Genomic DNA, 26,424 nt, shown 5'->3' with positions numbered 1-26,424 from the left:
CCAAGGTGTGCCGCGGCCGCCGAGAGTGTTTCGTAGGGGGCGTACGGCCCGGTGGGGTTACCCCATTATCTGTCTTCATTTCAACGCCTTGCTGGAAGGTCTCACCCCTTCCCAACATGATGGGCTAAGTCTGGGCGAACCGGCTTCGACGTAGCACGGGCTGCCTAAACGGCGGCAAAACTGAGGGCAACAACCCCCCTCATTCGGTTTCGCAACCCCGTGTCCGCCCGTCCCCATCACCTTGTGCGCCTAACCGCATCGGCACGCCGGCCGACGGGTGTGCCTGCGCCTGCCTCTTGGGGGCGGCGATGAGTGAACCGGATTGGGGGGCCTTTGATGCCGAACTGCGCGCGCGCGTGCCGGAGCTAGCTCTGGAACTCCTGGGCAATCCGACCTTCCGCTTAGGTCAGGAATGGCGCTGGGGCCGCAAGGGCAGTCTTTCGGTCGTTGTCTCTGGCGACAAAGCTGGCATGTGGTTCGATCATGAGATTGGTCAGGGTGGAGGCTTTATCGATCTCGTCGGTCGAGACCTCCGCATGGTTCGCAGCGAGGCGAACAACTGGATCGCGGACCGGATCGGCACAGGCGGGCGTTTCTGGCCGGTTCGACAACGACCTGCGCCACGCGCCATACCGGCCAACGTTCCAACTGCGCGATCATTGGCATTCGACCCGGCATCATCGCCCGGGATTCATATGAAGGAGAGTTCTGCGTCTGTCCCAATCCGGGCAGACGAGACCGCTCGACGCGCCGCTCGGATTTGGTCCCGTGCGTGTCGCGCTCTGGACGACCATGCCTATCTGACCCGTAAGCAAGTTGCGCCGCTCAGGCTGCGCATGGACGCAAGCCGTCGGCTCGTTGTGCCGCTGCAAGACATTGATGGCCACATCCAAACTGTGGAGTTCATCACGGTTGAGGGCGCCAAGCGCTACCTCGCTGGCGGTACCAAGAAGGGCCATTTTGCTGTTGTGAGCACGGAACCCGGTCCCTTGCGTAAGCCCCTCGGACCGTTGCTGATTTGCGAGGGATGGGCCACCGGCGCCAGCCTGCATATCGCCACAGGCCACACCGTCATCGCCGCGATGGACGCGGCTAACCTGGTGCCGGTCGCTCAGGCCCTGCGTGCAAGGTTCCCCGAGGCGGATCTCGTGATTGTTGCCGACAACGATGTTAAGCCAAACACTTTGGCCAATCCTGGCGTCGAGGCTGCGCGGAAGGCTGCGCTCTTGCTCGAGGCCCGTCTCGCCATTCCGCCAGCGCCAGGCGATGCGAACGACCTCTTTTGCGCCCAAGGCCCTGAGGCTGTCGCCGCGCTTGTGGCCAGTGCGGCCCAGATCTCACCGTCACCGCCAACCTATCCGGCCCCCGTACTCACCCCTGATGAGGCACGAACCAGCCTTGGTGAGGCGATCGCCAGCTTCATGGCCGCAATCCCGGATTACTGGGCCGCTGTCGAAGTGGCACGTGAGGCGGCAAAGAGTTTCGACGCCAACCGCGATCCACTGGACTTTAACGTTGTCGCCCGCGCCGCTCTGCCGCCGCTCCTCGGCCTGCCGGTCGACGTGGGTCTTGGCAAGACCTCAAGTGCGCGCGCCGCAATAGCCGAACTGATCGCTTCGGGTGGGCTCGCAAATCGCAAGGTCGTTTACGCCGTTCCGCGCCACGATCTTGGGGCAGAGCAGGTCTTGGCCTTCCAAGCGCTTGGCCTCAGTGCCATGCTCTGGAAGGGCCGCACCGCGCCAGATCCTAGTGACGCCAATCCTGACCAGCTGATGTGCCTCGATGCCGAGGCGACCTTCGATGCGCTCGAGATCGAACACCCGGTTGAGCAGAGTTGCTGCAAGGTCAAAGACGGCGCGGCATTGCTTTTGTGTCCGTTCTTTCAACACTGCGGCTACCAGCGTCAGAAGCCACTTGCGCAGGCAGCGCAGGTCATCGTCTGCGCCCATGACAGCCTCTTCCATATGAAGCCCGAAGCCATCGGCACCGTCGGCCTCCTCGTGATTGACGAGGCCTTCTGGCAGTCAGGGCTACGCGGCCTCGACGGCAAGGCGACGCTGACGCAAGACGGGCTTGAGCCCAGTCGTACCTCGCTCATCTGCTACAACAGCAAGGGAAGGATGGATGTTGGCGCGACAGCAGATCTCGTCGCTGTGCGGGAGCGTCTTTGCAAGGCTCTGAGGGTCACGGGCACGGGTCCGCTCCGCTTGGGGCTCCTGGAGGCTGTAGGTCTCACTCCCGAGGACTGCCGTCATGCCGCAAGGCTTGAACGCAGCCGCATGCGTAACGCAGGCCTCCTGCCGGGTATGTCGCCGCTCGATCGGCGCAAACGCATTGAGGCGGTTCTGCCGCCCCCGGGTGAGCCTTGGGCTCCGCCTGGGCGCTGCATCACACTCTGGCTGATCCTCGCCGAGGCACTGGAGAACGGACACGATGCCGCAGGTGCCGAGCTTGTTCACGACAAGACAGAGGCAGGTTCGGTCCGCGCCCTCCGCTTGCGCTGGCACAGCCGTATTCGCTCTGGCTGGGCCGCTGAGGCACCGATCCTGCATCTTGACGCAACGCTCCAGCCCAAACTCGTCCAGACCTACCTGCCAAGGATCGACATCGGCCCACCCGTCGCTGCGCGTCAGCTCCATGTTCGCGTCCGGCAGGTGACAGGCAGCCCGACCTCGGCGCGCGCACTGACCCCCTCGGTCGACGCGCCTGAGCGGGACCGCAAAGCCGCGGCGACCCGCCTTCGCGACCTCCGCGCCTGGATCGAACTCCGGGCCCAGCAATGCCATCGCCCCGGGCAGTCCATTGATCTCCTGATTGTTGGGCAGAAGGCGGCGATCGATGCACTCAGAACCATGGGCCTCCCGCCGCGGGTCGAGGCCGTGCATTTTAACGCCCTCAGCGGCCTTGACCGCTGGGGCGGGATCGGCGGCATGGTGATCCTCGGCCGCACTCTGCCCACGCCGCGTACGGTCGAGTTGATTGCAAAGGCACTGACTGGACGCGTGCCCACCCAAAACCCGCAGGACGCCAGCTGGTGGTATCCCACGGTTGAACGCCGCGTCTGTCTCGGTGGCGATCGGACTGCACCGCTCGCGATGGAGAGACATGTCGATCCAATCGCTGAAGCCGTGCGCTGGAGCATTTGTGAGGGGGAGTTGATCCAAGCCATGGGCCGGGGCAGGGGCGTCAACCGCACCGCCCGTACCCCCCTCGAGATCGACCTACTTGCAGACGTGGTCCTGCCCATCACTGTCAACGCGCTAGTGCCTTGGTCGGACATAAGGCCGACCCGGCACGATCTGATGGCGCTCCAAGGCATTGTACTTGAGAACGCCGCCGACATGGCGGCCTGTTTTCCCGACCTATGGCCCTCACCGGTCGCAGCTCGGCAAGATCGCTCAAGGAGTGTGACAAACTGCTATTATAGGGATCTCTATAATAGCCAAATGTCACACTCCTGCGCCCAGCTGACGTATCGGCCAGAGGGTGCCGGCCATCGCGCCCGCACGGCGCAGGTCAATCTCTCCCGCATCCATGACCCTGAAGCATGGCTGACCAACCGTCTTGGGCCGCTCGCCAGCTTCACGATCAACCACATCGCGGGTGAATGTGCAGACATGCCTGATCCGGCCAACACAGCACGCCTCGACGCCCTCGCATGCCGCCTGACCGACAGCATGCAGGCCGCCCTCGCAGGACACCGTTCCGCGCTTGATGCGCTTTCAGCCCGACTGGAAGCCGCGAAACCCTCCGATTTGCCACACCCCCAACACCCCCCCAAGGAGACCCAGCCATGAGCTGCAACACAATGCGAATCTACGACGCCGGCCGATTCTACGATGCGGAACTGCCCGATTGGTATACGGCCGCCGAGCAATTGAGTGAGACCGATTGTCTGGACTGGCACCGCGCCCTTGATCGCGTCTTGGACTGTGAACACTGTTTACTCACCGAGGAGGGCAAGGTCAGCTCGGCTCTGGAGATACGCGTTTGGTCGAGCCAAATGGCCGGTTACTTCGTTCTCATCGAGACGCCGCTCGCACTTATCGAACAGGTTGTCATCCTGAATTCTGAGGACTGGTTGCCGTTCCTGTCCCAGTTTCTTGCCCCGATCATGACCACCTCGGGCAACCGAAATCTGTTTGCACTGCACGAAAAACTTGCAAATGCATTCATCGCATGGGCGCGCCACGGAGCGGGCAGCCATATCAATCGTGAGACCGGTCACAGCCGGATTGACCTCGACAATGATCGTGATCGCCGCCGCGCTCAACAAGCACGTGCGGCCATGGCGCAGGTCGCCCACGAAGGTCCAGGATGACGAAAAACGACGGCATCGGCCTCGAGCGCCGGGCCTGCGTCGACGTCAGCCACGATGTCTAGTTCATCGAAGCAAACTTGCGTCACGCCTTCTGCGTCCTTGTCGTCCTCTCGCCGTGCGTAGGCGCGCGAATTTGTACGGGTCCCTTCCGGCCGTTTCGTATACGGAAGGGCTCAGCCCGAGGGTTTCCCAGTGACAATCCCGAAACAAGGCATTTCGTTTCGCATCGAGATTTACGTCAAGAAATAAAGGGACCAGTGGCCAACCAAACCGTCTGGAAACGAAGTGCCTAACCTTCAGCGTTTCGTTTTGGCAGCAGCCCCTTGGTCGCCATCATGGGCGCTAAAGCTCACGTAGGTTGGCATGAGAAGCGCTGCGGCTGCCCGCTGAGCCCGACATCTTCGCCCCTATCCCGGCGCTGGCGGAGCGGTTCCCGAAAGCAACCTTCTCGCTCATCACGAATAACTCCCTCCTAGACCGTGAGAAGCTCGACTTCATCGCCATGCATGACCTTGCGATCACGATCTCGTATGACGTGCGTAGCCAGCATCTGAGTGGGCCCGATCCACTTGATGATCCGGATAAACAGCGCTGGATTGAAGCTCTGCTGGCGGAGCGCCCGTACAAGACCAGCTTCAACGCGGTTCTGACGCGCCAGCATCACGACCTTCGGGCGCTCAAGGCCTGGTTCGCCGAAAAGGTTGGGCCGGACATCTTCGTCGGGCTCGAGGGCGTCGTGAATGTTATGATGCCGCGACTGCCATCGGGACGGGGCGGGTAGAGCCTGCGGAGCTGAACAGCCTGACGTGTTCGATCTTCGAGGCGCTGGTCGAGGATCCGAACGCCTTCGGCCTCGGCGAGCGCATCAACGAGTTCTACGCCTCGATCCAACGCCAGCGGCCGATCCAAGCCCTCGGTCAGAAATGCGGGATGGACAGCCCCGAAGCCATCGCCGTCGATCTGCGCGGGAACGTTATGACCTGTCAGAACACGGGGGCCAAGGGGGCGCACAAGATCGGTCATGTAGCTGACTTTGACGCCATCGCGCTCGACACTGCGACGCATTTTGCCTTCCGCGAGGAATGCATGGCTTGCCCGGTCGTTCAGCTCTGCAAAGGGTCCTGCATGTCCTTGAGGGGGAGTTCTTCAAGCAAAGCTGTGCCAACGAGTTTGCCTTCAATATGGGGATCATGATGGCGGCGGTCTGGCATTTGACGGGGATGGTGGTGGCGGGCGCCTCGTTGGCCTCGAGCCTAACACCCGTTGCCAAATCTTCATCCGCCGCATCAAGCGCAGCTTGAGGAAACCTCTGATGGAAATCGCACTCTGGACACTGTTCGAAGCCCCCACGAATGAGTGATTGTCCGCATGCCTGCGATCATCTGCATCCACAGGCACTTACCAACGCAGCGCTACCGATAGATCTATGGCCAGTTTGAACGGTACCGCAGAGCCATTCCCGCAGAATGTGGCAACCTTCTGACAGCCTGAAACCTAGCTGGGCTGGGGAGACGGAGACTGGTTCGCATTTGTCTGACAGCGCCCTTGCTAGGCAATCCCACTAACCCCAACGTGGCAACATTTTGTGCTGCCCTTTGGCTCAATTTTTCTCTGCCGTTGACAGGCAAAGTCGCGTTTCCAAAGGCGGGCTGCTCGGTTGATGGCTGACGACACCCAGATCATGTGAACTCTATCCGCAAAAGGGTATAGCCACGAGATAGAGGCCCACTCCTGAAGTCACTCTACAACAGCAGGCTGAAGCAAGCCCCGACGCACCTGATCTTCTTCGATGGACTCGAACAAGGCTTTAAAGTTGCCTTCGCCAAAGCCGTCGTCACCCTTGCGCTGAATGAACTCGAAGAAGATCGGTCCTATCACCGTTTTTGAGAAGATCTGCAGAAGGATGCGCGTTTCACCGCCGCCGATGACACCTTCGCCGTCGATCAGAATGCCGTGGGTCATCAGTCGGTCGATGGGTTCCTGATGCCCGCTCACGCGGGCATGTGACATGTCATAGTAGGTCGCCGGCGGGCTGGGCATGAAGCTTAGGCCGCGCCGGGCTAATTCGTCGGCACCTTCGTAAATGTCTTCAGTGCCGATGGCGATATGCTGGATGCCCTCGCCCTTGTAGCGGCGCAGATATTCCTCGATCTGGCTCTTGTCGTCAGAGCTTTCATTGATCGGAATGCGGATCTTACCACAGGGCGAAGTCAGTGCGCGGCTGGTCAGCCCAGTATGTTTGCCCTGGATGTCAAAGAAGCGGATTTCCCGGAAGGCGAAGGTATCGGCGTAGAACCGATACCAAGTGTCCATGTTGCCGCGAATGACGTTGTGGGTCAGGTGATCGAGGTAGTAGAAGCCGATCCCCTCGGGGCGCGGGTCGGGAATTCCCAGCCAGTCGAACTCTGCGGCATAGGCGCTGCCCTTGTCACCATATGTATCGACCAGATACAGTAGCGATCCGCCAATGCCCACCAGCGCGGGTACATCCATCGACTTGCCCGGCCCGGTGTATTCGGCGGCACCCAATTCCAATGCCCGGCGCAGCGTGTGCTGTGCATCTACAACGCGCCAGGCCATCGCCGGGGCGCATGGGCCGTGATCCTCAACAAAGCGGGCGGCATGGCTGTCAGGCTCGGCGTTCAACAGGTAGTTGATGTCGCCCTGACGGTAGAGAGTGACGTCCTTGGTGCGGTGTTTTGCCACCGGCACAAAGCCCATCTTGCGGAACAGCGTGTCTAGGACGGCCGGGTCTGGATGGGCGAATTCAACGAATTCAAAGCCATCGGTGCCTGCGGGATTAGCCGCGTTGATCGTAGCTTGCGAGGCGTCGTGCGGGAAAGGGCCCATGGTAATGCACTCCTTTGATGGCTTGGCAGTGATCATGCCACGGGAGGCGCGCACGGTGTGTGCGATTGCGCAGTTCGCGCATCGGCGTTATGGTCGTTTTGTGCGTGAATTTAGATTATGGTGCACGAAATGGACATAGATAGCTTTGATCGTGAACTTCTGAAGGCGCTTCAGGCCGATTCGTCGTTGACCAATGCGTCTTTGGGCGAGGTAGTGAACCTGTCCGCCTCGCAATGCTCACGCCGTCGCGTGGCGCTGGAGGCGGAGGGTGTCATCACCGGGTACATGGCCCGCCTAGACCCATCGAAGCTGAACTTCGGGCTGCGGGCGATCATCCGTGTCAACCTGCGCGGCCATTCGGCGCGTGAGGATGACAGCTTTGTCGATTTCATACGGCGGCAGGCAGCGGTGATTAAGGCACATTCCGTCTCTGGCGATGCGGATTATGTGCTAGAGGTGCTGGTGCGCGATCTGGCCGCCTTTGCCGATTTCATCCACCATCGCCTGCTGCCGCATCCGCAGGTGGCGCAGGTCCGGTCCGAGATTGTGCTGAAAACGATCAAATCCACCCAAGGTCTGCCGTTAGAATAGCGCACCTCGCCACCGGCCAGGGTGCGCTGCGGCAATGGTGGCCTGCCAAAGTGCGCTGACTTTGCGCAGCATCTTTGGCATCTGGTCAAGGTTGATCCCTTAACCGCATACAATCTGGGCTAACGGACAGACGAGGCACTGCTGCTCAATGAGTAAACGTTTACGAAATGCCATAATGATTTTGCGGTCGTCAAACGACAGCCCAACGCGAGTGTCTATCAGATCGTCAAAGTTCTTATCGATTTCAAACTCGATCCTGTGACCTCGCGTGATTTCGTCCGAATTCTTAACACTGATTTTCCATCGCGTTCTGAAGCCCCGCTGCAAAGACTAGCAGAAAGCAGAGCGCGGTTTTGCAAGTAATGCAGTCTATGTAGTTGAAAGGTCGAGAGCAACACCTTGTCTGGGCATATACTCCACGCTGCTAACAAAGCATCAAAGTGTGGCGTTGACAGGTGAATTGCGAGCCGATAGATTACCTTTTGAGTAATATATTACGTTAAACGTAATAATGCATTAGGCAAGGCAGGGAGAAAACTATGTCCATGCAGGATACACGAGTCATCATTTTCGGTATCGGCTCGGTCGGTAAGGAGGTCGTCAAAGCCCTTTCCATTAAAAAGGGGCTGAGAATCGTCGGAGCATTGGACAAGGGGCCGGTTGCAGGGCGAGACTTGGGTGAGGTTGCTGGACTGGGCAGCGATCTTGGGATTCTGATATCAAATGACGAGGATGCACTGTTTGCATCGACCAAGGCCGACGTCCTGATCCATACGACAACGACCCATGTTGCGGATACCTATGACCAATTGAAAAAACCTTTGGCCGCTGGGATCAATGTGATCACCGCTGCGGAAGAGATGTCCAGCCCGGCGACTTATGATCCTGAGGCCACCAAGCTACTGGATGATCTAGCTAGGAAGCACGGTGTTGCGGTCCTGGGCACCGGCCTTTGGCCGACCTATGTGGATATCGATATACCCCTGCTGCTGAGCGCGGGGAGCCGGGGCGTGCAAAGCATCAAGTACTGTCGGCACGGGGACTTCCGCGCATACATGGGCAGTGTCGTGGCCAAGCACTTCGGAATGGGCGTCACCAAGGAAGCCTATTCCCAGGGTGTCAAAGACGGGGTGATCGTCGGGCATGTGGGCTTTGAAGGATCATTCGAGCGCCTTGGACATTATTTCGGCTGGACGATCGACAAGGTTACCAAGGATGAAGCGCAATTCTATGGCCCGGCGGGCACGACAACCGGAATCCGGACAATCGCGCGAGGGTGGGAGAACGGCGTTCAGAGGATCGAGATGGAGATCCATGTTTGTGTCGATGAGGGCTGGGAAACCTATGACAAGTTTGACATTGAGGCTGAGGTTCCGACCCACATGATGATCAAACCTGCGCTCTATGGCACTCGTCCGGTAGCCAATGTTCTTGTGAACCATATCCCCGCCCTTCTTCAGGCCAAGCCCGGTATCGTGCTGCGTTCAACCGTTGGCGCCTTTGCGTTTGGCAGCGAAGTCGGCAAGTACCTTAGTGATTGCTAGTTACCGGATGGTCGGGATGGAAATTGCGTTCCACACGCTTGATGTTTTTACGACGCGCCGCTTTGGCGGGAACCCCTTGGGCGTGGTTTTGGGGGCCGATGCGCTCTCGACTGAAGAAATGCAGACCATTGCGCGCGAGTTCAATCTGGCCGAGACGATCTTTGTCCGAAAGCCCAAGGACCCCGCGCACACGGCCAGCGTGCGGATCTTCTATCCGACGGATGAGATTCCCTTCGCCGGTCACCCGACGGTTGGCTGCGCCATCCTTCTGGCCGAAATGCTGCATGGCCGTGGCAAGCCCTTCGAGACGGAGATCCTGCTAGAGGAGGTCGCTGGGCTGGTGCCGGTGACGGTGCGCAACACAGGTGGCGCGAGTTGGGCGCAGTTTACGGCGCCAATTGTCCCGTACTCCGTACCAGGTCCACTGCCTTCGGTGCAGGATGTCGCTGTCGCTCTGGGCCTTGCCCCGTCGGACGTCTGCCCAAGCGAGGTTCCCTTGGGTCTGCACGAAGGCGGGCCAAGGTTCTTCTATGTGCCGATTGCCTCAGGCGACGCTTTGACCCGGGCGCGGCCGCTAGAGCCGCACTGGTCCAACATTCTGAACTCACTCGGGACGGTCGGCGGCTATCTCTATGCGAAGGGTGGGCAAACCCCGGCCACTGACTTTTGCACCAGAATGTTCAATCCTTCGGGCGAGGGCATCGAAGATCCGGCGACGGGTTCGGCGGCGGCCCTTTTCGCGTCACAACTTTACCAGACACTTAGCCTCAAAGATGGCACTCATGCTTTCCGGCTGGAGCAAGGTTATGACATGGGCCGGCCTTCCGACATCGATATGGAAGCGGACGTTCAGAAAGGCAAACTTGTTGCGGTGAGGGTTGCGGGAAGCGCTGTAAGGGTGATGGAAGGGCAGTTGTCCCTCTAGGAGTTGAGTTGCGGAAAGGAGCAGTAATGAGCGCTGAAGCCAAATTGAAGGAACTGGGCATCAACCTGCCCGAAGTGCCGGGCCCGATTGGCAACTTCGTGCCTGGCGTGTTGCACAACGGTCTGCTTTACATGTCCGGCGAGGGTCCGCTGATCGACCTGCAAACTTCGGCCACAGGTGTGGTTGGGCAGGACGTGTCTGTCGAAGAGGCTTATCAGCATGCGCGCTTGACGGGACTTGCGATGCTCTCCTCTGTGCGGCGGCTTTTGGGCTCTCTGGACCGGGTCGAGCGGATCCTGTCTGTTCATGGAATGGTCAATGCAGTACCAGATTTCAAGCAGCACCCCAAGGTGATGAACGGGTTTTCAGACCTGATGGTGCAGCTTTTTGGGGAGAACGGCCGGCATGCGCGGGCCGCTGTGGGCATGGGATCGCTTCCCGACGGGATCACGGTCGAAGTCACGGCGATCTTTGCTGTCAAACCTTGAGGTGGAGTTGCCATGCATGACGACTGGCTGAATGCCAACCATCCTAGGTTCACCGCCATCCGGCGCGATCTGCATCAACACCCCGAGCTTGAATTTGACGAACTTCGCACCAGCGCCTTCGTGGCCTCGGAGTTGACACGGTTTGGCTATGAGGTGACGACAGGCATTGCCAAGACCGGGGTTGTGGGCACCTTGAAACGTGGCCAGGGCAACCGCGCCATCGCGATCCGTGCCGATATGGATGCTCTACCGATCAAGGAGTTGACCGGGTTGCCCTGGGCCTCGAGCTATTCGGACAAGATGCATGCATGCGGGCATGACGGCCATACCACTTGCCTTTTGGCCGCCGCTGAATCCCTCGCGCTGCAGGGGAGTTTCGACGGTACCATTCACCTAATCTTCCAGCCTGCCGAAGAAGGTTCGGGCGGTGCATGGCACATGGTTCAGGACGGGCTGTTCGAAAGGTTCCCTGTCGAGGCCGTCTTTGCCTTGCACAATCTGCCGGGTCTGGAACTGGGGCAGATTAAGACCCGCCCCGGCCCCATAACGGCCCGCATCGACATCGGGAGGATACGGGTCACGGGGAAGGGAGGGCATGGGGCCATGCCGCATCTGGCGACAGATCCTGTGGTTGCTGGTGCATCGATCATCATGGCGCTGCAGACGATCATCTCTCGTAACCTAAACTCCATTGACCCGGGCGTCCTGACGGTCGGAGGGATGCATGGCGGTGGGACCGCCACCATCATTCCGCCTTTCGTCGACCTACCCATAGGGCTACGCACCGTTACAGCCGAAGCCACATCATTGCTGCGTGAGCGCGTCGTCACTATCGCCTGCCAACAGGCCGAAAGCTTTGGCTGCACCGCGGAGGTCACGTTCGACGACGAGATCATCTATCCGCCGTGTGACAACGATCCGGCCCTCGCCGCAGAAGTTCGCCGCGTTGCCGTTGGCATGGGGCAGTTGCCAGAGACTGTCGATCTGCCGGGCCCCTACATGTTCTCAGAGGATTTCTCCTCAATGCTGGCGGTCACCAAGGGCTGCTTCCTGATAATCGGAAACGGCGACAGCCAGCCGCTTCACGATCCGCGCTATGATTTCAATGATCGCCTGATCCCCAAGGCGGCGAGCTTCTGGTGCCACTTGGTCGAGCAAATGTTGCCCATCTGACCCAGCTTTCAGAAGCTCTTTCGCCCAGAAAACGCATCGGACAGCCTGCGCGTTGCGCTGGTGACCTTTCGTACTAGATTGCCATCAAGGCTGGTGTCGATTCGCCCAGCCTTGGCGAAAACGCTGATCCCCATAATGAACTTGCCAGATCCATCGAAGACGGGAGCACTTACAGCTGCGTTGCCGCTGTTTCCCCCATTCTCAATCGTCGAAACGCCGTTCGAACGGATCGTAGCGACCATTCCGTCAAGTTCTGCCATGCTCACGGGTGCATTTGTCCGGTTGAGCAGCTTGTTCTGTTCGATCTCGCGATGGATCAGTGCCGCGGTGCGCGTCGAGGCCTCATAGGCGCTGAACAAGAGGCCAGTCGCGGACCACGTAAGCGGGCAGATATGGGTGATTGGAACAGTGCTGGCCTGCCCGTGGCGGGCTTCTGCCATCCGGATGAACTTTGGCCCGGCTTCGCCCCAGATGACCAGCGCAACCGTCTCGCCAATTTCGCGTCCCAGCTGCTCGATGCAGTCGACGGACTGCCGCAGAATGTCAAAACGGATGAAGCCTTTGAGCGCCATCTGCAGCGCCATCGGCCCAAGGTCGTAAAGGCCGGTCGCGGTGTCCTGAGATGCAAGTCCGATCCGGGTCAGGCTAACGAGATAACGGTGTGCCTTTGCAGGGTGCATTCCCGACGCTTGGGCAAGATCGGAAAGGCGCATGGGGCCGTCTGCCGCCATCAGTGCGCGGAGAACCTCTCCTGCCACCTCGACCGACTGAACGCTTCCCTGCTGTTTGTCTTCTGCCCGAGTATCCATTTTCCCAGTCTCCCTACTCTCTTTTCTGGCATTCAGAAGGCATTGACAAGGTGGTTGCCAGCACCTTAGGCTACATTCGTGTAATTAGTTACGCTAATCATAATAATGACTACGTACGTGCGGAGGAATAATCCAGAATGCTGCTGTCCAAGACCCTGTCTTCGGCAAGTTTAGTGAGCACGTCGCTACAGTCGCAAGCTATCGACTTGTTGGTGAGGTGGCACACATGTCTCTGATCCAGTTCGAGAATGTTTCAAAGCATTACGCTGGGAAAACCGTCATCGCGGTAGACAACTTGAATCTTGGGATTGAACAAGGTGAGTTCCTGACATTGCTCGGGCCGTCCGGTTCAGGAAAGACCACGTCCCTCATGATGCTGGCAGGCTTCGAACGACCGAGCGCAGGGACAATCCGTTTTGATGGCATCCCCATCGAGACACTGCCCGCGCATCGCAGGAATATGGGCGTCGTCTTCCAAAGCCATGCGCTGTTCCCGCATCTTTCGGTCGCCGAGAATGTCGCCTTCCCTCTAAAGGTTCGCCGTCTTTCGCGAAGTGAGACTGAAGCGCGCGTGAACGGCGCGTTAGAAAAGGTCCGGCTTGCACAATTCGCCGAGCGCATGCCTCACCAACTGTCCGGCGGTCAGCAGCAGCGGGTCGCTCTGGCGCGCGCACTCGTGTTCGAGCCGCGCCTTGTCCTTTTGGATGAGCCTCTGTCCGCACTGGACAAGAAGCTGCGCGAAGAAATGCAGCTCGAAATCCGCCGCCTGCATCGGGAATTGGGCGTTACAATGGCTTTCGTGACCCATGACCAGTCCGAAGCGATGGTGATGTCTGATCGAGTTGCTGTCTTCAATCACGGCAGGATCGAGCAGATCGGGCCGCCTCAACAACTGTATGATGCGCCTTGCAATACGTTTGTTGCTGGCTTCTTGGGGGACAACAACAAAGTTGAGGGAAAGGCCGAGCCTGAATCGGTTGCCCCGGCGGGGCAGATTGGAATCCGCTTAGCCAACGGCCTCGCCTTGCGTGGCCGTCTGGCAGGCCAAATCACAAATGAGCCTTCCAAAGTTCTGTGCGTTCGTCCCGAGTTTTTGAGAGTTGGCCTCCATGAAGGGCAACTTGATACCGGCAACCGGATAAGCGCCCGGTTGGTCGACATCATTCAGCAGGGCGACCACTGGCGGCTTGTCGCGGCTCTTGCAGGCTCAGGCAGCGATCTTCCGTCTGAGAATTGGACTGTCAAAGTCAATGTTGGGTCGGTGCCTACGGACCTGACCGTCGGACAACCGGTCGTCCTCGGGTTTCGCCCCGAAGACGCCTGGATCTTCTGAAGAACGAAAGCGAGGAGCCATGATGGCGATGGATTTGGAATGTGATGTGCTTGTGGCGGGTTCCGGCGCTTCGGGCTTTGCGGCGGCACTGACCGCTGCCATCGATGGTCTCGACGTGCTCATGGTTGAGAAGGCCGATGTCTTTGGTGGCACGACCTGCTTTTCGGCTGGGGTTATCTGGATTCCTGGTAGCCGCCAGGCCCGCGAGGCCGGGATTTCCGATAACAAAGAAGACGTCCTGACCTACTTACAGGCTGAAGCCGGAAACCGCCTGGATCGCGACAAGGCAGAGACCTTCGCCGACCATGCTGCCGAGGTGCTGGAGTGGTTCGAGGCCAACAGTCATGTCTCCTACATGCTGTCGCCGGCATGGAGCGATTATCACCCTGGCCAGCCTGGTGCCTCCAAAGGTGGGAGGTCGCTTGGGCCGCGCCCTTTCGATGGCCGTACCCTGGGCAAATGGTTCGACAAACTCCGCCCGCCGCTGAAGACGACGACGATCCTCGGGGGCATGATGGTGGGGCGCGAGGATCTGCCGCAGTTCTTTACCATGACCAAGAAACTGTCTTCGGCCAGTCATGTGGGCAAGTTGTTCCTGCGCTATGCGAAAGACCGGATCAGTTACAGCCGCGGCACCCGTCTTTCGAATGGTAACGCGCTTGTCGCCATGTTGGCCCAGTCGGCTTTTGAGCGCGGCGTGAAGCTTATGCTGAAAACGCCGGTGGTTGAACTTACGACGGAGGCGGGGCGTGTGACAGGCGCGGTGGTCGAGGGGTCAGAGGGTCGCCGCATGATCCGCGCCCGCAAGGGTGTGGTTCTGGCCTGCGGCGGCTTTCCTGCAAATGACGAACTCCGGGCGCGGCTTTATGACCATGTATCGGCGGGCAAGAACCATCGAACCGTCGCCCCAGCCGACAACACCGGTGACGGCATCCGGCTTGGCCGTTCGCTTAATGTGGCCGTCGTGGAAGGGCAGGCCCAGCCTGCGGCCTGGGTCCCGATCTCTCTGGTGCCGCAGAAGGATGGGACAACAATCCCCTTTCCCCACTTCATCGATCGCGGCAAGGCAGGGTACATCGCAGTCGACAAGCGCGGGCGGAGGTTCATCAACGAGGCCACCTCTTACCACGATTTCGTACCAGCTATGGTCGAGGCCTGCCGCAACGATCCAGATGTCCACTGCCATCTCATCTGCGACTCAACTGCAATCGCGGCCTATGGTCTGGGCGCAGCACCACCCCGGCCTGGTCGTCTGGGCCGCCATATTGCGTCGGGATACATCAAGCAGGCCGATACATTGCTGGAACTGGCCGCGCTCTGCGGCATTGACTCAAAGGGCCTTAGTCAAACAGTTTCGCGGCTAAACAAGGGGGCCGCCTTGGGCGAGGATCCCGAGTTCGGTAAGGGCACTGATCCCTATCAGCGCTTCAATGGCAGTATCGGGCATGGTCCGAACCCCTGTGTCGCCCCAATTGATCGGGGGCCATTCTATGCCGTTCGCCTTGTACCAGGTGACATAGGAACCTTCATCGGCATGCGCACGGACGCCCACGCCCGCGCGCTCGATACCGCCGGCCAGCCGGTCGCGGGGCTTTATGTTGTGGGCAACGATGCCGCCAGCTTCATGGGCGGAACCTATCCGGGGGCGGGCATCACGCTGGGTCCGGCCCTGGTTTTTGGCCATCTGGCCGCTCGGCACATCTCTGTGGGCAGCTGAGTTATCCGGAGACGCGACGGGCAATGTTTGGTCGGAAGTCAGGATAACGAGCACCCTCTTGGTGTAATAAATTACGAATAGAGAAAAAGGGAGGAAGTCAAATGAAGAACACCGTAAAGACTATGGCGATGGGCATCTTTGCCGTCGCTTGCCTTGGACAGGCTGCCGCAGCCAATGACCTGACGGTCGTCGGCTGGGGTGGTCCGCACCAGGAAGGACTGCATGCCGTCTATTGGGCGCCCTATGCCGAGGCGAATGGCATCAAGATCAACGAGGAAACCTGGGACGGCGGACTCGGGGTGTTGCGCACCAAGATCGAAGGTGGCAGCAACACTTGGGATATCGTCCTGACCGAGGCGCCCGAAGTTGCGGCCGGGTGTGACGAGGGTCTATTCGAGGAGATTGACCCGGCTGCCATCGGCGGTGTCGATCGCTACATCCCGGGCGGGGTCAGCACCTGCGGTGTCGGCGCCCTAGTCTGGAATATCATGTTGGCCTATGATGGCGACAAGATGGCTGATGGGCCCCAGGATTGGGCTGACTTCTTCGATACAGCCAAATTCCCCGGCAAGCGCGCGCTTCGCAACAACGCGAAATGGAGCCTCGAGATCGCCCTTTTGGCCGACGGGGTCCCCGCGGATCAGGTCTATGACCTTCTGAAAACGCCCGAAGGCGTCGATCGCGCCTTTGCCAAGCTGGACACGATCAAGGCCGATCTCGTCTTCTGGAAGAGCGGGGGACAACCCATCGAGATGCTGGCCGCTGGCGACGTCGTGATGGCCGCCGCCTATAACGGGCGGATCTTCAACGCCAACAAGAACGACGGCAAGAACTTCAAGGTGGTCTGGAAGGATTCGCCTTACACGATGGACAGCTGGGTCATCATGAAGGGCTCGCCGAACAAAGACGAAGCCCTGAAGCTGATCGAGTTCATGGGCCGTCCTGAAAATCAGGCCCTCATTGTGCCGTACTCGCCCTACGGTACCACGGCGGTCGGGGCCGACGCTCTGATCGATGCGGCGCTGCTCAGCCAGTTGCCGACGGCTCCTGAAAACCTGGCGGTCGTCTTCCATGAGGATGCGACGTTCTGGAACGACAACGGTGACAAGCTGGCCGAACGTTGGGCGGCCTGGACCGGCACAAACTGAGCAGGGAGACTCGCCATGCAGAAAGTCCGTCATCGGCTGTTGCTCTTGGCGCCGTTGGCGGCCTTTCTTCTGGTATTCTTCGCGGGTCCGATAGCCGACCTGCTGTCAAAATCGGTGCGCGAGGTTGAAGTACCTCGCGCACTACCCCAAACCATCGAGGCGCTTGAAGGTTGGCATTATGGCACCCCGTTGCCTCCTGCAGTTTTTGCGGCCTTCGCCGGCGACCTTGTGACTGCCCGAGAAAACGAGACACTCGCCCACGCTGCGCGTCGGTTGAACTACGAAATTCCGGGCCTACGTACCACCATCATGCGCGCTTCCAAGAAAGTAGGGGCAGAGCCGGAAGGGACGCAGTTTGACAGCGCCTTCTTTGCTGAACTGGATCCCAATCTCGCTAGTCCGGAGTTCTTCGCGGTTGTCCAACGCGCGCGCGGGCCGGTGTCGGGCTTCTATCTCTTGTCCGCCTTTGACCTTCAGCGCGACTTTATCGGCGATATCGAGTGGGCACCGGAAGAGTATCGCATCTATATTGATGTCTTGTTCCGAACCCTGCTCATCAGCGGTTCTGTGACATTAGGTTGCATTCTCCTTGGGTTTCCCCTCGCGCATCTGCTGACTTCCGTGAGCGAAAAAACCGCCGACTGGCTCATGGTGCTGGTCCTGCTTCCGTTCTGGACATCGCTTTTGGTGCGGACAGCAGGCTGGGTTGTCCTTTTGCAGCGCGAGGGCCTGATCAACAAGACGCTGATTGATCTAGGCTTTCTCGCGGAACCCTTGGACCTCATCTACAACCGGACAGGTGTGCTGATCTCGATGACACATGTCCTGCTGCCCTTCATGATCCTGCCGCTCTACGGCGTCATCAAGGGCATCCCGCCACTGTACATGAAAGCGGCTGCCAGCCTCGGGGCAGGACCAGTCACGCGCTTCTTCTGGGTCTATGTTCCGCTCGCTGCACCGGGCTTGGTCGCCGGGGGCCTCATGGTCTTCATTCAGGCCCTTGGCTACTACATCACGCCTGCCCTAGTGGGTGGAGCCTCTGACCAAATGCTGTCCTTCTTTGTCGCGAACTATACGACCGACACGGGGAACTGGGGCATGGCCGCGACGCTGGGCCTTATCATGCTGATCCTCACACTTGTCCTTTATGCGATTGCCCAAAAACTTTCGGGCGGCCGCACTCAGCTTGCAGGGTGAAGTCGCATGTACCTTTGGAAACTCATCTACTGGACGTTTTGCGCAGCCATTCTGGTCTATCTGATTGCACCGATTTTGGTTGTCATTCCGCTCTCGTTCTCAAGCGGCAATCTAGTGAGTTACCCGCTGCCGGGTTTCTCGCTGCAATGGTACGAAGAAGTGCTATTTGGCGATAAGTGGGTAAAGGCCATCGCGAACTCTCTGTTTGTCGGCGTACTGGCCACGGTCCTGTCGGTGGCGCTGGGAACACTCTCTGCCTTGGGCCTCGCCCGGTCGCAATCAGGTTGGGCTGGCGCACTGAAGATGCTCTTCATCGCGCCGATGATCGTCCCTGTGATCCTGATTGCGGTCAGTGCATATTTCTTCATGGCTCCACTTGGCCTGACCAACAGCTATCTTGGATTGGTTCTTGGACATACGATCATCGCTGTGCCCTTTGTCGTGCTGCCTGTTCTGACGGCGCTGGAATTGCTTGACCCAAATCTCTCGCGGGCAGCAGCCGCTTGCGGTGCGACGCCGCGACTGGCGTTCCTGTCGGTCACCCTGCCCATTATCATGCCAGCTATGGCATCGGGGGCGCTTTTTGCCTTTGCAACTTCTTTCGACGATGTGGTCGTTGCGCTGTTTATTGCCGGCCCGGACCAGCGCACGCTGCCGAAGGAGTTATTCACAGCGATGCGAAGCCCAATGACGCCGGCTTATACGGCTGTCGCGACCTTGATGATCCTCTTTTCGACCACCTTGTTCATCCTGATGCAGCGCCTGCAGCGCCGTGCCCGTGCGCAGCAGAAGTAAGGAACTACCACAGTGATAGCCGAAACCGCATCTCGCTTATGTAAGCATTTGATGCCCAACGTGTTGGGATCTCGGAAACAGCGCTGGAGAGCGACGTGAGCAATATGATTTCCAGGGTCCAATTGGGTTTTCTGAAATCCGTAGAGGATGTGATCGGTTCTTCCTACGTGCTGACTGGCACAGATACGGCCGCTTGGGCGTGTGATTGGACCGGCGATTGGCGTGGAGAGCCACTCCTTGTCGCGCGTCCCGGCTCGACTGAGGAGCTGGCGCGTATTCTTCGTCTTGCAAGTGCGGCGCGCCAACCCGTCGTTCCCGCAAGTGGCCGAACCGGTTTGACAGGTGGGAGTATGGCAGAAGGTGCTGCGGTTATTTCGTTGGATCGCATGAACCGCATCCGCGCTGTAAAGCCGGACGCCCGCGTCATGATTGCCGAAGCGGGGGTGACCATTCATCGTCTTCAGGAAGAGGCAGCGCTTCATGACCTCCACTTTCCGCTTTCGTTCGGAGCCCGCGAGTCTGCAATGATTGGCGGAGCGTTGTCGACCAATGCTGGCGGCTCGAATGTTCTGCGGTACGGCTCGGCTCGGGAACAGTGCCTTGGCCTGGAGGTCGTCCTGGCTGATGGCCGCGTTCTGGACCTCATGTCCGAGCTGCATAAGGACAACAGTGGGTACGCTTTGCGACATCTGTTCATCGGCGCTGAGGGAACACTAGGCATCATCACCGCCGCCACCCTCAAACTCGTTTCAAAGCCACGCGAATACGCCACCGCAATGATCGCGATGCCGTCCATTGGCGCCGCACTAAAACTCTTGGGGATTCTGCATGACGCAATGCCGGGAGCGGTTGAGGCTTTCGAATACATGCCGCGCAGATTCATCAAGACTTATCTTCAAAAGATCCACGGAGCCCGCGAACCTTTCGGGGCCCCTTTTGAACATTGTATCCTGGTCGAGGTGGCCCGGCATTCGGTCACCGATGCGGATGACGTTCTGGACGAGTCATCGTCTCTTTCCAGTCGTCTCGAAAGCGTTTTGGGACAAGGTCTGCAGGATGGCATCGTTCTCGACGCGGTCATCGCCCAGTCGGAAGCACAGCGGCGTGACATGTGGGCGGTGCGCGAAGCCGCAGCCCATCTCACGCTCGATCGCCATCCCTGTGTTGACACTGATGTGGCGGTGCCGCTTGATTGTGTTGAGCCCTTTCTCCTGGCTGCGCGCGCGCGCATCCTAGAACTGGATCCCCAATCCGACGATTTGGCTGTGGCTCATCTTGGTGATGGCAACATTCATTACACCGCTCTGCCGTCCCGCTCCGATCCGACCCTCTGCGACGCCATTCGGGCGGCCATTGACGAGGAGGCCATCAAGCTAGGGGGAACCTTCTCCGCCGAGCACGGAATTGGTCTTCTCAAACTCTCGTCGATGCGGACCCACAAGAACAGTGTTGCGCTCGAGACCATGCGCGCCATCCGTTTGGCGCTCGACCCGTTTGCGATCCTCAATCCGGGCAAGACCATTCCAGACGCCGAAGGCAATTTTGTAAAGCTGGACGGCGTCTGTGACGATGGTGGAGCACCATGAACATTGATCTTGCACCCTCGTCCCGCCAAGCCACCGGGATATTCCTCGTAGTCTTGTCTGCAATCCTGACCGCTGTGGTCCCGACGGCGGCAAAACTGGCCCTTGAAGCAGGCGCGACGACACTGACTGTGCTTAGCGCCCGTGGGTTGATTGCGGTCGTGGTCCTGTCCTTGGCGATGCTGGCCACTAGTCAAAGCTTCGCCATAGGACGCGGGGCTCTAACGGCCTGCCTTCTTGCTGGAATAGCCTATCTGTTTATGGCCTACGGCTACATCGGTTCGGTTGCTCATGTTCCTGTCAGTCTAGTGGTCCTGATTTACTTCACTCACCCTTTGCTTCTGGCGCTTATCGCCCATCTGCGTGGGACCGAGAGGCTGAACGGCCGCAAGATAGGTCTTGCCATAGCGGTTCTGTTGGGCCTGACCCTTGCGATTGGCCCCGAACTGGCAGTTTTGGACCCGCTTGGAATTGCGCTCGCCACGCTGGCATCGGTAGCCGTCTGCGGGCTGATCCTGTTCGCGGTCGAGGCGCAGAAAGGGGCAAGCTCGGTTCAGATCATGGTTTATTCGGGCGTCATTACGTCGGTCTTCTTTTCCGCGGTCACCACCGGCCTTGGCGCTTGGTCCATGCCCGTCTCCACTTTGGGATGGATTGGCCTGCTCCTTGCTGGTCTCGGCTCTGCCCTCGGGCTTTTAGCCTTCTTCGCAGCCTTCCGCTATATCTCGCCAGTCCGGGCCACGATGATCAGCAATCTAGAGCCGCTGCTTGGCGTTCTGATTGCCGTGGCGGTGCTGGGCGAACACCTTGGAGGCTGGCAATGGCTGGGCGTCGGTGTGGTCGTGGCCGGGCTCGTCCTTTTTGAAAAGGCATCCGGCAAGGAATGAACGCCCCTTTGCCTCCGTAGGCCCAATCAGATAGTCCCGCGCGTTGCGGTCAAGGCTGATGATAGCGTGACCTTCGGCAACCGCGCTGGTGATCGCAGCCCTCAGTCGCATCCGTTCTGCCAAGGCGGTTTGGCGATCGCTTTGGATGCTCGCGTCCGACCCTTCGGCCACTTACAACCGCCGCTCCACCGTGCCGAGGCTTGGCCGGCAGGCCGGCGAACTGGTCGCCGGGCTGCCACGGTTTCATGCCCGCACGCGCTCCAGTTTGGGATCATACCAGGCGCCCAGACGCAGCTCTGCAGGGAACCGATCGCAGGCGATCTCAACCTCGAACTTGCCATTGGCCAGAAAAGCTGCGTCGACACCGTCCTCGGAGCGGATCATGCCAAGGGCCAGCGAAGCCCCAACGCGATGCCCGAATGCGCCCGTGGTTACCGAGCCTATCATCCGCCCGTCCAGCAGGATTGGCTCGTTATGGTGGAGGAGAGGAGCCTTGTCGCCGCCTTCGAGCCTAATCATTACCATCCTGCGGCGGGGCTTGCCGACGGCCTTGGCATTCAAAAGCGCGTCGCGACCAAGGAACCCTCCGGGTTTGTTCCAGGCCACCGCAAAGCCCAAGCCCGCCTCGATCGGCGTATCTTCTTCGCCGATGTCGTGGCCCCAGTGCCGGTATCCCTTCTCCATGCGTAAGGAATTGAGCGCAAAATAGCCAGCATGGCGCAGCCTGTCGCCGCCCGCCTCGACGATCCGGTCGAAGACATGCTGTGCAAAGTCGGCAGGCACATAAAGTTCCCAGCCGAGTTCGCCCACATAAGTGATACGCTGCGCCAAGACCCTTGCATATCCGATCTCGATTTCGCGTGCGCTGCCGAAGGGGAAAGCCTCGTTTGACAGATCCTCTCCGGATAGGCGCGTCAACAGGTCCCGGGAGTCGGGGCCCATGAGGGTCAGCATGGCAAGACCAGCGCTGGCGTCCGCCACATGGGCGCGAGCGTCCTCTGGAACATGACGCCGCAACCAGGCAAGGTCGCGCGTATGCGAAGCTGGGCCGGTCACGACCATGAACCGGTCTGAGCCAAGCCTCGTGACAGTAACATCCGCCTCGATACCCCCGCGCTCGTTCAGCCATTGGGTGTAGACAACGCGCCCAGGTTCAACATCCACGTCACCGGCGCTGATCTGGCCAAGAACCTTGCAGGCATCCCGCCCCTCGACGGTAAACTTTGCGAAGCAGGATTGGTCAAAGAGGCTGACGCCTGCGGCAGTGTGCCGGCACTCTTCGCCGACGGCCGAAAACCAGCTTGGGCGCTCGTAAGAGAAGTCCAGCGGTTCCGTCACGCCCTTGCGTCGGAAAAGACCGGGCCTTTCGTGTCCGGCACCTTCGGTCATGATTGCCCCAGCGGCAAGAAGGCGATCGTGGAAGGGGCTGTGGCGCGCACCACGCGCCGTGTCATACTGGCGTGAAGGCCAGTGCATCTGGAACAACAGGCCGAGCGTTTCCTTGGTGCGGTCGAAAAGATACTGCTTTGTCGACTGGAAGGGTTGCATCCGGCGGATATCCACATCGGCAACATCCATCGGCGAGCGTCCGTCCTTGATCCAACTCGCCAAGAGCCGCCCCGCGCCGCCGGACGACAGAATGCCGACGGAATTGAACCCGCAGATGCAAAAAAGGCCCTGCACTTCAGGCGTCTCGCCCAGCAAGTACCGATCGTCGGGAGTGAAGCTCTCGGGGCCGTTGAAGAACAGTTGGATCCCAGCATTCTTCAGAAGTGGGACTCGGCGCGTCGCTGCCTCCAGAACGGGTTCGAAGTGGTCGAGGTCTTCAGGCAGCGAATCAAAACAGAAACTTTCTGGAATGCCTTTATGGCCCCAAGGCTTGGCGACCGGCTCAAAACAGCCCATCAGGATCTTTCCCGCGTCTTCCTTGTAGTAGGCGTACTCGTCGGGCACGAGCGCCACCGGCAGGTTCCGCTTCAACTCGGGGATCGGTTCGGTGACCATGTAGAAATGTTCGGCGGCATGCAGGGGCACCGATGCTCCGGCCGTACGTGCCAGGTCACGCGACCACATTCCCCCTGCAATTACGACCTTTCCAGCTCGGATGACACGGTCGGCAAGCTGCACGCCGACAGCCCTCGAGTTCTCGACCAGAATGTTTTGGACTTTGACATTCTCTAGAATACGCACACCACCGCGCCGTGCGCCTGCGGCCATGGCCAGTGTTACATCCACTGGATTGATCTGGCCGTCATTTGGATACCAAGTCCCGCCGACGACGTCTTCCACTTCCAGGTGCGGCCACCGTTCGCGTATCTCGGCGGGACTGACGACGTGACCCTCGATGCCGAAGTTGTGGGCCATCGAGACGCCTCGCTTGAATTCGTGCAGGCGTTCAGCGGTTTTGGCGACGCGAATGCAACCGTTCCGTTTGAGCCCAGTCGCCACCCCCGTTTCAGCTTCGAGGCGCCCATAGAGTTCGCTTGAGTACCGCGCGAGCTGGGTCATGTTGTGGGAGGCGCGCAACTCAGTAACGATTCCTGCAGCGTGCCAGGTTGTCCCGCAGGTCAGTTGACGCCTTTCGAGCAGCACAACATCCTGAACACCAAGCTTTGCCAGATGATAGGCGACCGAGCAGCCGGCCACCCCGCCCCCGATGATGACCACCGCAGCTGATTCAATATTCCCGGCGGGGTCGCCTTGAATGGGCACTTCTGTCATCTCTACCTCTTCAGAGTTATGTATTGCGTAATAGCTTATTCATAAAGTAATGTGCGAAAAATAGACGAGTCAAGCTCTATTCATGCGCTGCGGACCCGGACGCTTGCCTCTCTTGTTGAAGACCATCTGTACGGCCTGTAGAGGCTAAACCACCACAAGATCAGCTCTGGCATAAGGTTCTGGTGGGTTAGGCCCTTTCCCTTGGGCCCGAACCGGTCGTGGCAGGTCAGGTTCAAATCATGATCGATGGGCTGGCTTGGACGCTTGGCTTTTTTCGCCGCCCGCCGCTACTTCCACCCGCTCAGGGCAACATTGTTCACAAGTCCTGAACGGTTCCTTGGCCTTCTGATTGCCGTGGTGGTCCCGGGCGAACGCCTTGCGAGTTGGCAATGCCTGGTTGTCGTTATGGTCGTGGCTGGACGGGTCCTTTTTGAAAAGGCATCCGTTACGGAATAAGCGTCTCTAGGCCTCCAAAGGTCCGATCAGATACTCCTGTGCGCCGCGGTCGTAGCCGATGATGGCGTGACCTTCTGCAATCGCCCCGGTGATCGCCGCCCGCAGTCGCATCCGTTCTGCCAAAGCCCGTGGGGGATCGCTCTGAATTATCGCGTCAGACCCTTCGGCCAACTTCAGCCGCTGCACCACCGTGCCATGGGCCGTCGCTGGCAACCCGGCCGCTCGGGCTCTGACTGGGGCGCTGCCCAAGCGCCATTCCGCAAGCAGCCGGTCCGAGGGAAGGCCCGCGTTGATGCCCTGCATGTCACCGTAATAGTCGGGAAGATAGGAGCGGACGACGGCGCCGAGCGTGCCGATGTTCAGGCTGGCGTTCAATCCGCGCAAAGGGTCAAAGGTCCAGCGAACAAGATTGACACCACGCGCAAGGCACCACTCGCGCTGATACCACTTCAGCCGCGAGCCGAGATGTAATCCGCGTGCGTCCGGATGAACTGCGAGGCGATGGGAATGCTGCACGCCAGAGTCTTTGGTTGGAAACCCGAAGACATAGCCGATCAGCTGCCCCTCCAGAAACGCGCCTGCGCAAAGCCCGCCTTCCGCCTGGATCACCATCAAAAGATCAGCCGGATCGGCGGTGTCGTCCTTGCCCCAGACCTCATTCTGCAAGGTCTCGGCCTGTCGGAATTCCGACATTCCGGACAGTTCGCGGATTTCGGGTTGCGAGAGGGACTTGCTCACTTTGAAAAGGCCTCGATGCCCGAGGAAACTTTGGCAAGGAAGTCCCAGTCCAGCGTCACGCCGATCCCGGGGCCGGGCGGAACCGGCATCAGGCCCTCTTCTGCGGTTAGGACCTCGTTGATGATGTCCTTGGTGAAATAGCGACTGGAGCTGGAGGTGTCGCCCGGCTTGCGGAAGTTCGGTTGCGTCGAAAGGTGGATGTTATGCGCCCGTCCGATGCCTGCCTCAAGCATGCCGCCGCACCAGACGGGCACGTCGAAGGCCGCGCACAGGTCATGGATGCGCTTGGCTTCCAAATGGCCGCCGACGCGCCCAACCTTTATGTTGATGACACGCGCCGCATCGCTTTCCAGCGCCTTGCGGGCATCGGCCACCGAGCGGATGCTCTCGTCCAAACAGAGCGGTGTCTTGATGCGGGACTGCAGCTTGGCATGGTCATGAATATCGTCCCAAGCCAGCGGCTGCTCTATATAGTCAAGGTCAAGGGCATCCAGCGCCCGGAAGACCCCCGTGTCGGACAGCGAATAGGAAGTGTTGGCATCCACCGTCAGGTGGGCGCCCGGCAGCACATTGCGCACAGCAGCAACAACATCCACATCATGGCCCGGCTTAATCTTCAGCTTGATGCGTTTGTAGCCCAGTTCTTGATGTGTAACCGCCCGCTTTACTGTCTCCTCGACCGATGTGATCCCAAGCGAGACGCCAACCTCGATCGCGTCGCTTGTGCCGCCTAGAAGCGTCTTCAAAGGCAAGGACAACGACTTGGCCCAAAGGTCCCAGAAGGCCATCTCGACCATGGCCTTGGCCATGTAGAAACCACGCCAGGGGGTTAACAGCGCCTCTAGTTCCGCCGGGTTGGCAAAGCTTTTGCCAATGATCTGCGGCAAAAGAACGGTGCGAACAAAGTCCATGCTGCCGGTGATGGATTCGTCAAGATAATCAGGCAAGGGGTCCATGACCCCTTCGCCATACCCTTCCAACCCGTTGGCCTTCAGAATCAGCAGCGGGAAGGTCTTTTCATACATCGTGCCTGTGGCGATGGTGAAGGGCGTCACCAAGGGCAGGCTGACAAGGCGCATCTCGGCGCCGTCAATGCGCAGAGGCGCGTTGCACGGATGAGACGGTGGGTTTTGCGACATAGAGACCTC

General features: G+C 59.5%; 21 protein-coding genes. 16 read left to right on the top strand and 5 right to left on the bottom strand.

Annotation, left to right across the window (positions count from 1 at the left end):
* The first annotated feature begins 308 nt into the window (after positions 1–308).
* The 4 genes from AC72UB_RS09535 to AC72UB_RS09520 all read left to right on the top strand — a co-directional run bounded on the left by AC72UB_RS09535 (position 309) and on the right by AC72UB_RS09520 (position 5,515).
* A complete protein-coding gene (locus tag AC72UB_RS09535) occupies positions 309–3,797 on the top strand; it encodes a toprim domain-containing protein (protein ID WP_505189562.1) in 3,489 nt (1,162 codons plus the stop codon).
* Positions 3,794–4,321: a hypothetical protein gene (locus AC72UB_RS09530; protein WP_505189561.1), complete on the top strand. Its 528-nt coding sequence runs from the start codon at positions 3,794–3,796 to the stop codon at positions 4,319–4,321. Before AC72UB_RS09535 ends, AC72UB_RS09530 begins: the two co-directional genes overlap by 4 nt.
* A 502-nt stretch (positions 4,322–4,823) precedes the next feature.
* Positions 4,824–5,102, top strand: a complete 279-nt coding sequence (locus AC72UB_RS09525; RefSeq protein WP_505189560.1) for a hypothetical protein — start codon at positions 4,824–4,826, stop codon at positions 5,100–5,102.
* Positions 5,103–5,251: 149 nt separating this feature from the next.
* A complete protein-coding gene (locus tag AC72UB_RS09520; RefSeq protein WP_505189559.1) occupies positions 5,252–5,515 on the top strand; it encodes an SPASM domain-containing protein in 264 nt (87 codons plus the stop codon).
* 543 nt (positions 5,516–6,058) lie between these two features.
* On the opposite strand, the gene hppD is transcribed toward AC72UB_RS09520, so the two are convergent.
* Positions 6,059–7,171, bottom strand: a complete 1,113-nt coding sequence (gene hppD, locus AC72UB_RS09515; RefSeq protein ID WP_505189558.1) for a 4-hydroxyphenylpyruvate dioxygenase — start codon at positions 7,169–7,171, stop codon at positions 6,059–6,061.
* A gap of 129 nt (positions 7,172–7,300) precedes the next feature.
* Here hppD and AC72UB_RS09510 point away from each other — a divergent pair, with 129 nt between their 5' ends.
* The 5 genes from AC72UB_RS09510 to AC72UB_RS09490 all read left to right on the top strand — a co-directional run bounded on the left by AC72UB_RS09510 (position 7,301) and on the right by AC72UB_RS09490 (position 11,892).
* Complete coding sequence (locus AC72UB_RS09510) at positions 7,301–7,762, top strand: Lrp/AsnC family transcriptional regulator (RefSeq protein ID WP_505189557.1); 462 nt, start codon at positions 7,301–7,303, stop codon at positions 7,760–7,762.
* 539 nt (positions 7,763–8,301) lie between these two features.
* Complete coding sequence (locus tag AC72UB_RS09505; RefSeq protein ID WP_505189556.1) at positions 8,302–9,306, top strand: NAD(P)H-dependent amine dehydrogenase family protein; 1,005 nt, start codon at positions 8,302–8,304, stop codon at positions 9,304–9,306.
* A gap of 16 nt (positions 9,307–9,322) precedes the next feature.
* Positions 9,323–10,231: a PhzF family phenazine biosynthesis protein gene (locus AC72UB_RS09500; RefSeq protein WP_505189555.1), complete on the top strand. Its 909-nt coding sequence runs from the start codon at positions 9,323–9,325 to the stop codon at positions 10,229–10,231.
* 26 nt (positions 10,232–10,257) lie between these two features.
* Positions 10,258–10,719: a RidA family protein gene (locus tag AC72UB_RS09495; RefSeq protein ID WP_505189554.1), complete on the top strand. Its 462-nt coding sequence runs from the start codon at positions 10,258–10,260 to the stop codon at positions 10,717–10,719.
* A 12-nt stretch (positions 10,720–10,731) separates the two neighbouring features.
* Positions 10,732–11,892, top strand: coding sequence for an amidohydrolase (locus AC72UB_RS09490; RefSeq protein ID WP_505189553.1), 1,161 nt, complete (start codon positions 10,732–10,734; stop codon positions 11,890–11,892).
* A gap of 8 nt (positions 11,893–11,900) precedes the next feature.
* On the opposite strand, the gene AC72UB_RS09485 is transcribed toward AC72UB_RS09490, so the two are convergent.
* Positions 11,901–12,701 carry an IclR family transcriptional regulator gene (locus AC72UB_RS09485; RefSeq protein WP_505189552.1) on the bottom strand — a complete coding sequence of 267 codons (801 nt, stop codon included), beginning with the start codon at positions 12,699–12,701 and terminating at the stop codon, positions 11,901–11,903.
* A gap of 226 nt (positions 12,702–12,927) precedes the next feature.
* Between AC72UB_RS09485 and AC72UB_RS09480 the strand changes: the two genes are divergently transcribed.
* The 7 genes from AC72UB_RS09480 (at position 12,928) to AC72UB_RS09450 (ending at position 21,361) form a co-directional block, all read left to right on the top strand.
* Complete coding sequence (locus AC72UB_RS09480; protein WP_505189551.1) at positions 12,928–14,034, top strand: ABC transporter ATP-binding protein; 1,107 nt, start codon at positions 12,928–12,930, stop codon at positions 14,032–14,034.
* Positions 14,035–14,056: 22 nt separating this feature from the next.
* Entirely contained in the window at positions 14,057–15,751 is a 1,695-nt protein-coding gene (locus AC72UB_RS09475; RefSeq protein ID WP_505189550.1) for an FAD-dependent oxidoreductase, read from the top strand.
* A 101-nt stretch (positions 15,752–15,852) separates the two neighbouring features.
* On the top strand, positions 15,853–16,899 hold the full coding sequence (locus tag AC72UB_RS09470) for an ABC transporter substrate-binding protein (RefSeq protein WP_505189549.1): 1,047 nt from the start codon (positions 15,853–15,855) through the stop codon (positions 16,897–16,899).
* A gap of 15 nt (positions 16,900–16,914) precedes the next feature.
* A complete protein-coding gene (locus AC72UB_RS09465; RefSeq protein ID WP_505189548.1) occupies positions 16,915–18,096 on the top strand; it encodes an ABC transporter permease in 1,182 nt (393 codons plus the stop codon).
* Between the two features lie 6 nt (positions 18,097–18,102).
* Positions 18,103–18,891, top strand: coding sequence for an ABC transporter permease (locus tag AC72UB_RS09460; RefSeq protein WP_505189547.1), 789 nt, complete (start codon positions 18,103–18,105; stop codon positions 18,889–18,891).
* Positions 18,892–18,995: 104 nt separating this feature from the next.
* On the top strand, positions 18,996–20,477 hold the full coding sequence (locus AC72UB_RS09455) for an FAD-binding oxidoreductase (RefSeq protein ID WP_505189639.1): 1,482 nt from the start codon (positions 18,996–18,998) through the stop codon (positions 20,475–20,477).
* Complete coding sequence (locus AC72UB_RS09450) at positions 20,474–21,361, top strand: DMT family transporter (RefSeq protein ID WP_505189546.1); 888 nt, start codon at positions 20,474–20,476, stop codon at positions 21,359–21,361. Before AC72UB_RS09455 ends, AC72UB_RS09450 begins: the two co-directional genes overlap by 4 nt.
* A 243-nt stretch (positions 21,362–21,604) precedes the next feature.
* Here the strand turns inward: AC72UB_RS09450 and AC72UB_RS09445 are convergent, their stop codons facing one another.
* The 3 genes from AC72UB_RS09445 to menC all read right to left on the bottom strand — a co-directional run bounded on the left by AC72UB_RS09445 (position 21,605) and on the right by menC (position 26,415).
* The gene (locus AC72UB_RS09445; RefSeq protein ID WP_505189545.1) at positions 21,605–24,082 is read right to left on the bottom strand and encodes a GcvT family protein; all 2,478 of its coding nucleotides are present in this window, start codon (positions 24,080–24,082) and stop codon (positions 21,605–21,607) included.
* Positions 24,083–24,544: 462 nt separating this feature from the next.
* Complete coding sequence (locus AC72UB_RS09440; RefSeq protein ID WP_505189544.1) at positions 24,545–25,276, bottom strand: GNAT family N-acetyltransferase; 732 nt, start codon at positions 25,274–25,276, stop codon at positions 24,545–24,547.
* Positions 25,273–26,415: an o-succinylbenzoate synthase gene (gene menC / locus AC72UB_RS09435; RefSeq protein ID WP_505189543.1), complete on the bottom strand. Its 1,143-nt coding sequence runs from the start codon at positions 26,413–26,415 to the stop codon at positions 25,273–25,275. The genes AC72UB_RS09440 and menC overlap by 4 nt, the downstream gene beginning before the upstream one ends.
* Positions 26,416–26,424 lie beyond the last annotated feature (9 nt).

The organism is Allotabrizicola aquatica (SeqCode), assembly GCF_965194375.1.
GTDB classification, from domain to species: Bacteria; Pseudomonadota; Alphaproteobacteria; order Rhodobacterales; family Rhodobacteraceae; genus Tabrizicola_A; species Tabrizicola_A aquatica.
Note: the sequence above shows the minus strand (reverse complement) of the source record. Positions and strands in the feature narration are given on the sequence as shown.

What these genes read in the sequence shown, in the direction of transcription:
- AC72UB_RS09455 (WP_505189639.1), top strand. Translation starts at nt 18,996, where the DNA reads ATGATTTCCAGGGTCCAATTGGGTTTTCTGAAATCCGTAGAGGATGTG.
- AC72UB_RS09480 (WP_505189551.1), top strand. Translation starts at nt 12,928, where the DNA reads ATGTCTCTGATCCAGTTCGAGAATGTTTCAAAGCATTACGCTGGGAAA.
- AC72UB_RS09475 (WP_505189550.1), top strand. Translation starts at nt 14,057, where the DNA reads ATGGCGATGGATTTGGAATGTGATGTGCTTGTGGCGGGTTCCGGCGCT.
- AC72UB_RS09445 (WP_505189545.1), bottom strand. Translation starts at nt 24,082, where the DNA reads ATGACAGAAGTGCCCATTCAAGGCGACCCCGCCGGGAATATTGAATCA.
- hppD (WP_505189558.1), bottom strand. Translation starts at nt 7,171, where the DNA reads ATGGGCCCTTTCCCGCACGACGCCTCGCAAGCTACGATCAACGCGGCT.
- AC72UB_RS09500 (WP_505189555.1), top strand. Translation starts at nt 9,323, where the DNA reads ATGGAAATTGCGTTCCACACGCTTGATGTTTTTACGACGCGCCGCTTT.
- AC72UB_RS09450 (WP_505189546.1), top strand. Translation starts at nt 20,474, where the DNA reads ATGAACATTGATCTTGCACCCTCGTCCCGCCAAGCCACCGGGATATTC.
- AC72UB_RS09535 (WP_505189562.1), top strand. Translation starts at nt 309, where the DNA reads ATGAGTGAACCGGATTGGGGGGCCTTTGATGCCGAACTGCGCGCGCGC.
- AC72UB_RS09530 (WP_505189561.1), top strand. Translation starts at nt 3,794, where the DNA reads ATGAGCTGCAACACAATGCGAATCTACGACGCCGGCCGATTCTACGAT.
- AC72UB_RS09460 (WP_505189547.1), top strand. Translation starts at nt 18,103, where the DNA reads ATGTACCTTTGGAAACTCATCTACTGGACGTTTTGCGCAGCCATTCTG.
- AC72UB_RS09495 (WP_505189554.1), top strand. Translation starts at nt 10,258, where the DNA reads ATGAGCGCTGAAGCCAAATTGAAGGAACTGGGCATCAACCTGCCCGAA.
- AC72UB_RS09470 (WP_505189549.1), top strand. Translation starts at nt 15,853, where the DNA reads ATGAAGAACACCGTAAAGACTATGGCGATGGGCATCTTTGCCGTCGCT.
- AC72UB_RS09510 (WP_505189557.1), top strand. Translation starts at nt 7,301, where the DNA reads ATGGACATAGATAGCTTTGATCGTGAACTTCTGAAGGCGCTTCAGGCC.
- menC (WP_505189543.1), bottom strand. Translation starts at nt 26,415, where the DNA reads ATGTCGCAAAACCCACCGTCTCATCCGTGCAACGCGCCTCTGCGCATT.
- AC72UB_RS09485 (WP_505189552.1), bottom strand. Translation starts at nt 12,701, where the DNA reads ATGGATACTCGGGCAGAAGACAAACAGCAGGGAAGCGTTCAGTCGGTC.
- AC72UB_RS09505 (WP_505189556.1), top strand. Translation starts at nt 8,302, where the DNA reads ATGTCCATGCAGGATACACGAGTCATCATTTTCGGTATCGGCTCGGTC.
- AC72UB_RS09465 (WP_505189548.1), top strand. Translation starts at nt 16,915, where the DNA reads ATGCAGAAAGTCCGTCATCGGCTGTTGCTCTTGGCGCCGTTGGCGGCC.
- AC72UB_RS09490 (WP_505189553.1), top strand. Translation starts at nt 10,732, where the DNA reads ATGCATGACGACTGGCTGAATGCCAACCATCCTAGGTTCACCGCCATC.
- AC72UB_RS09525 (WP_505189560.1), top strand. Translation starts at nt 4,824, where the DNA reads ATGCATGACCTTGCGATCACGATCTCGTATGACGTGCGTAGCCAGCAT.
- AC72UB_RS09520 (WP_505189559.1), top strand. Translation starts at nt 5,252, where the DNA reads ATGGACAGCCCCGAAGCCATCGCCGTCGATCTGCGCGGGAACGTTATG.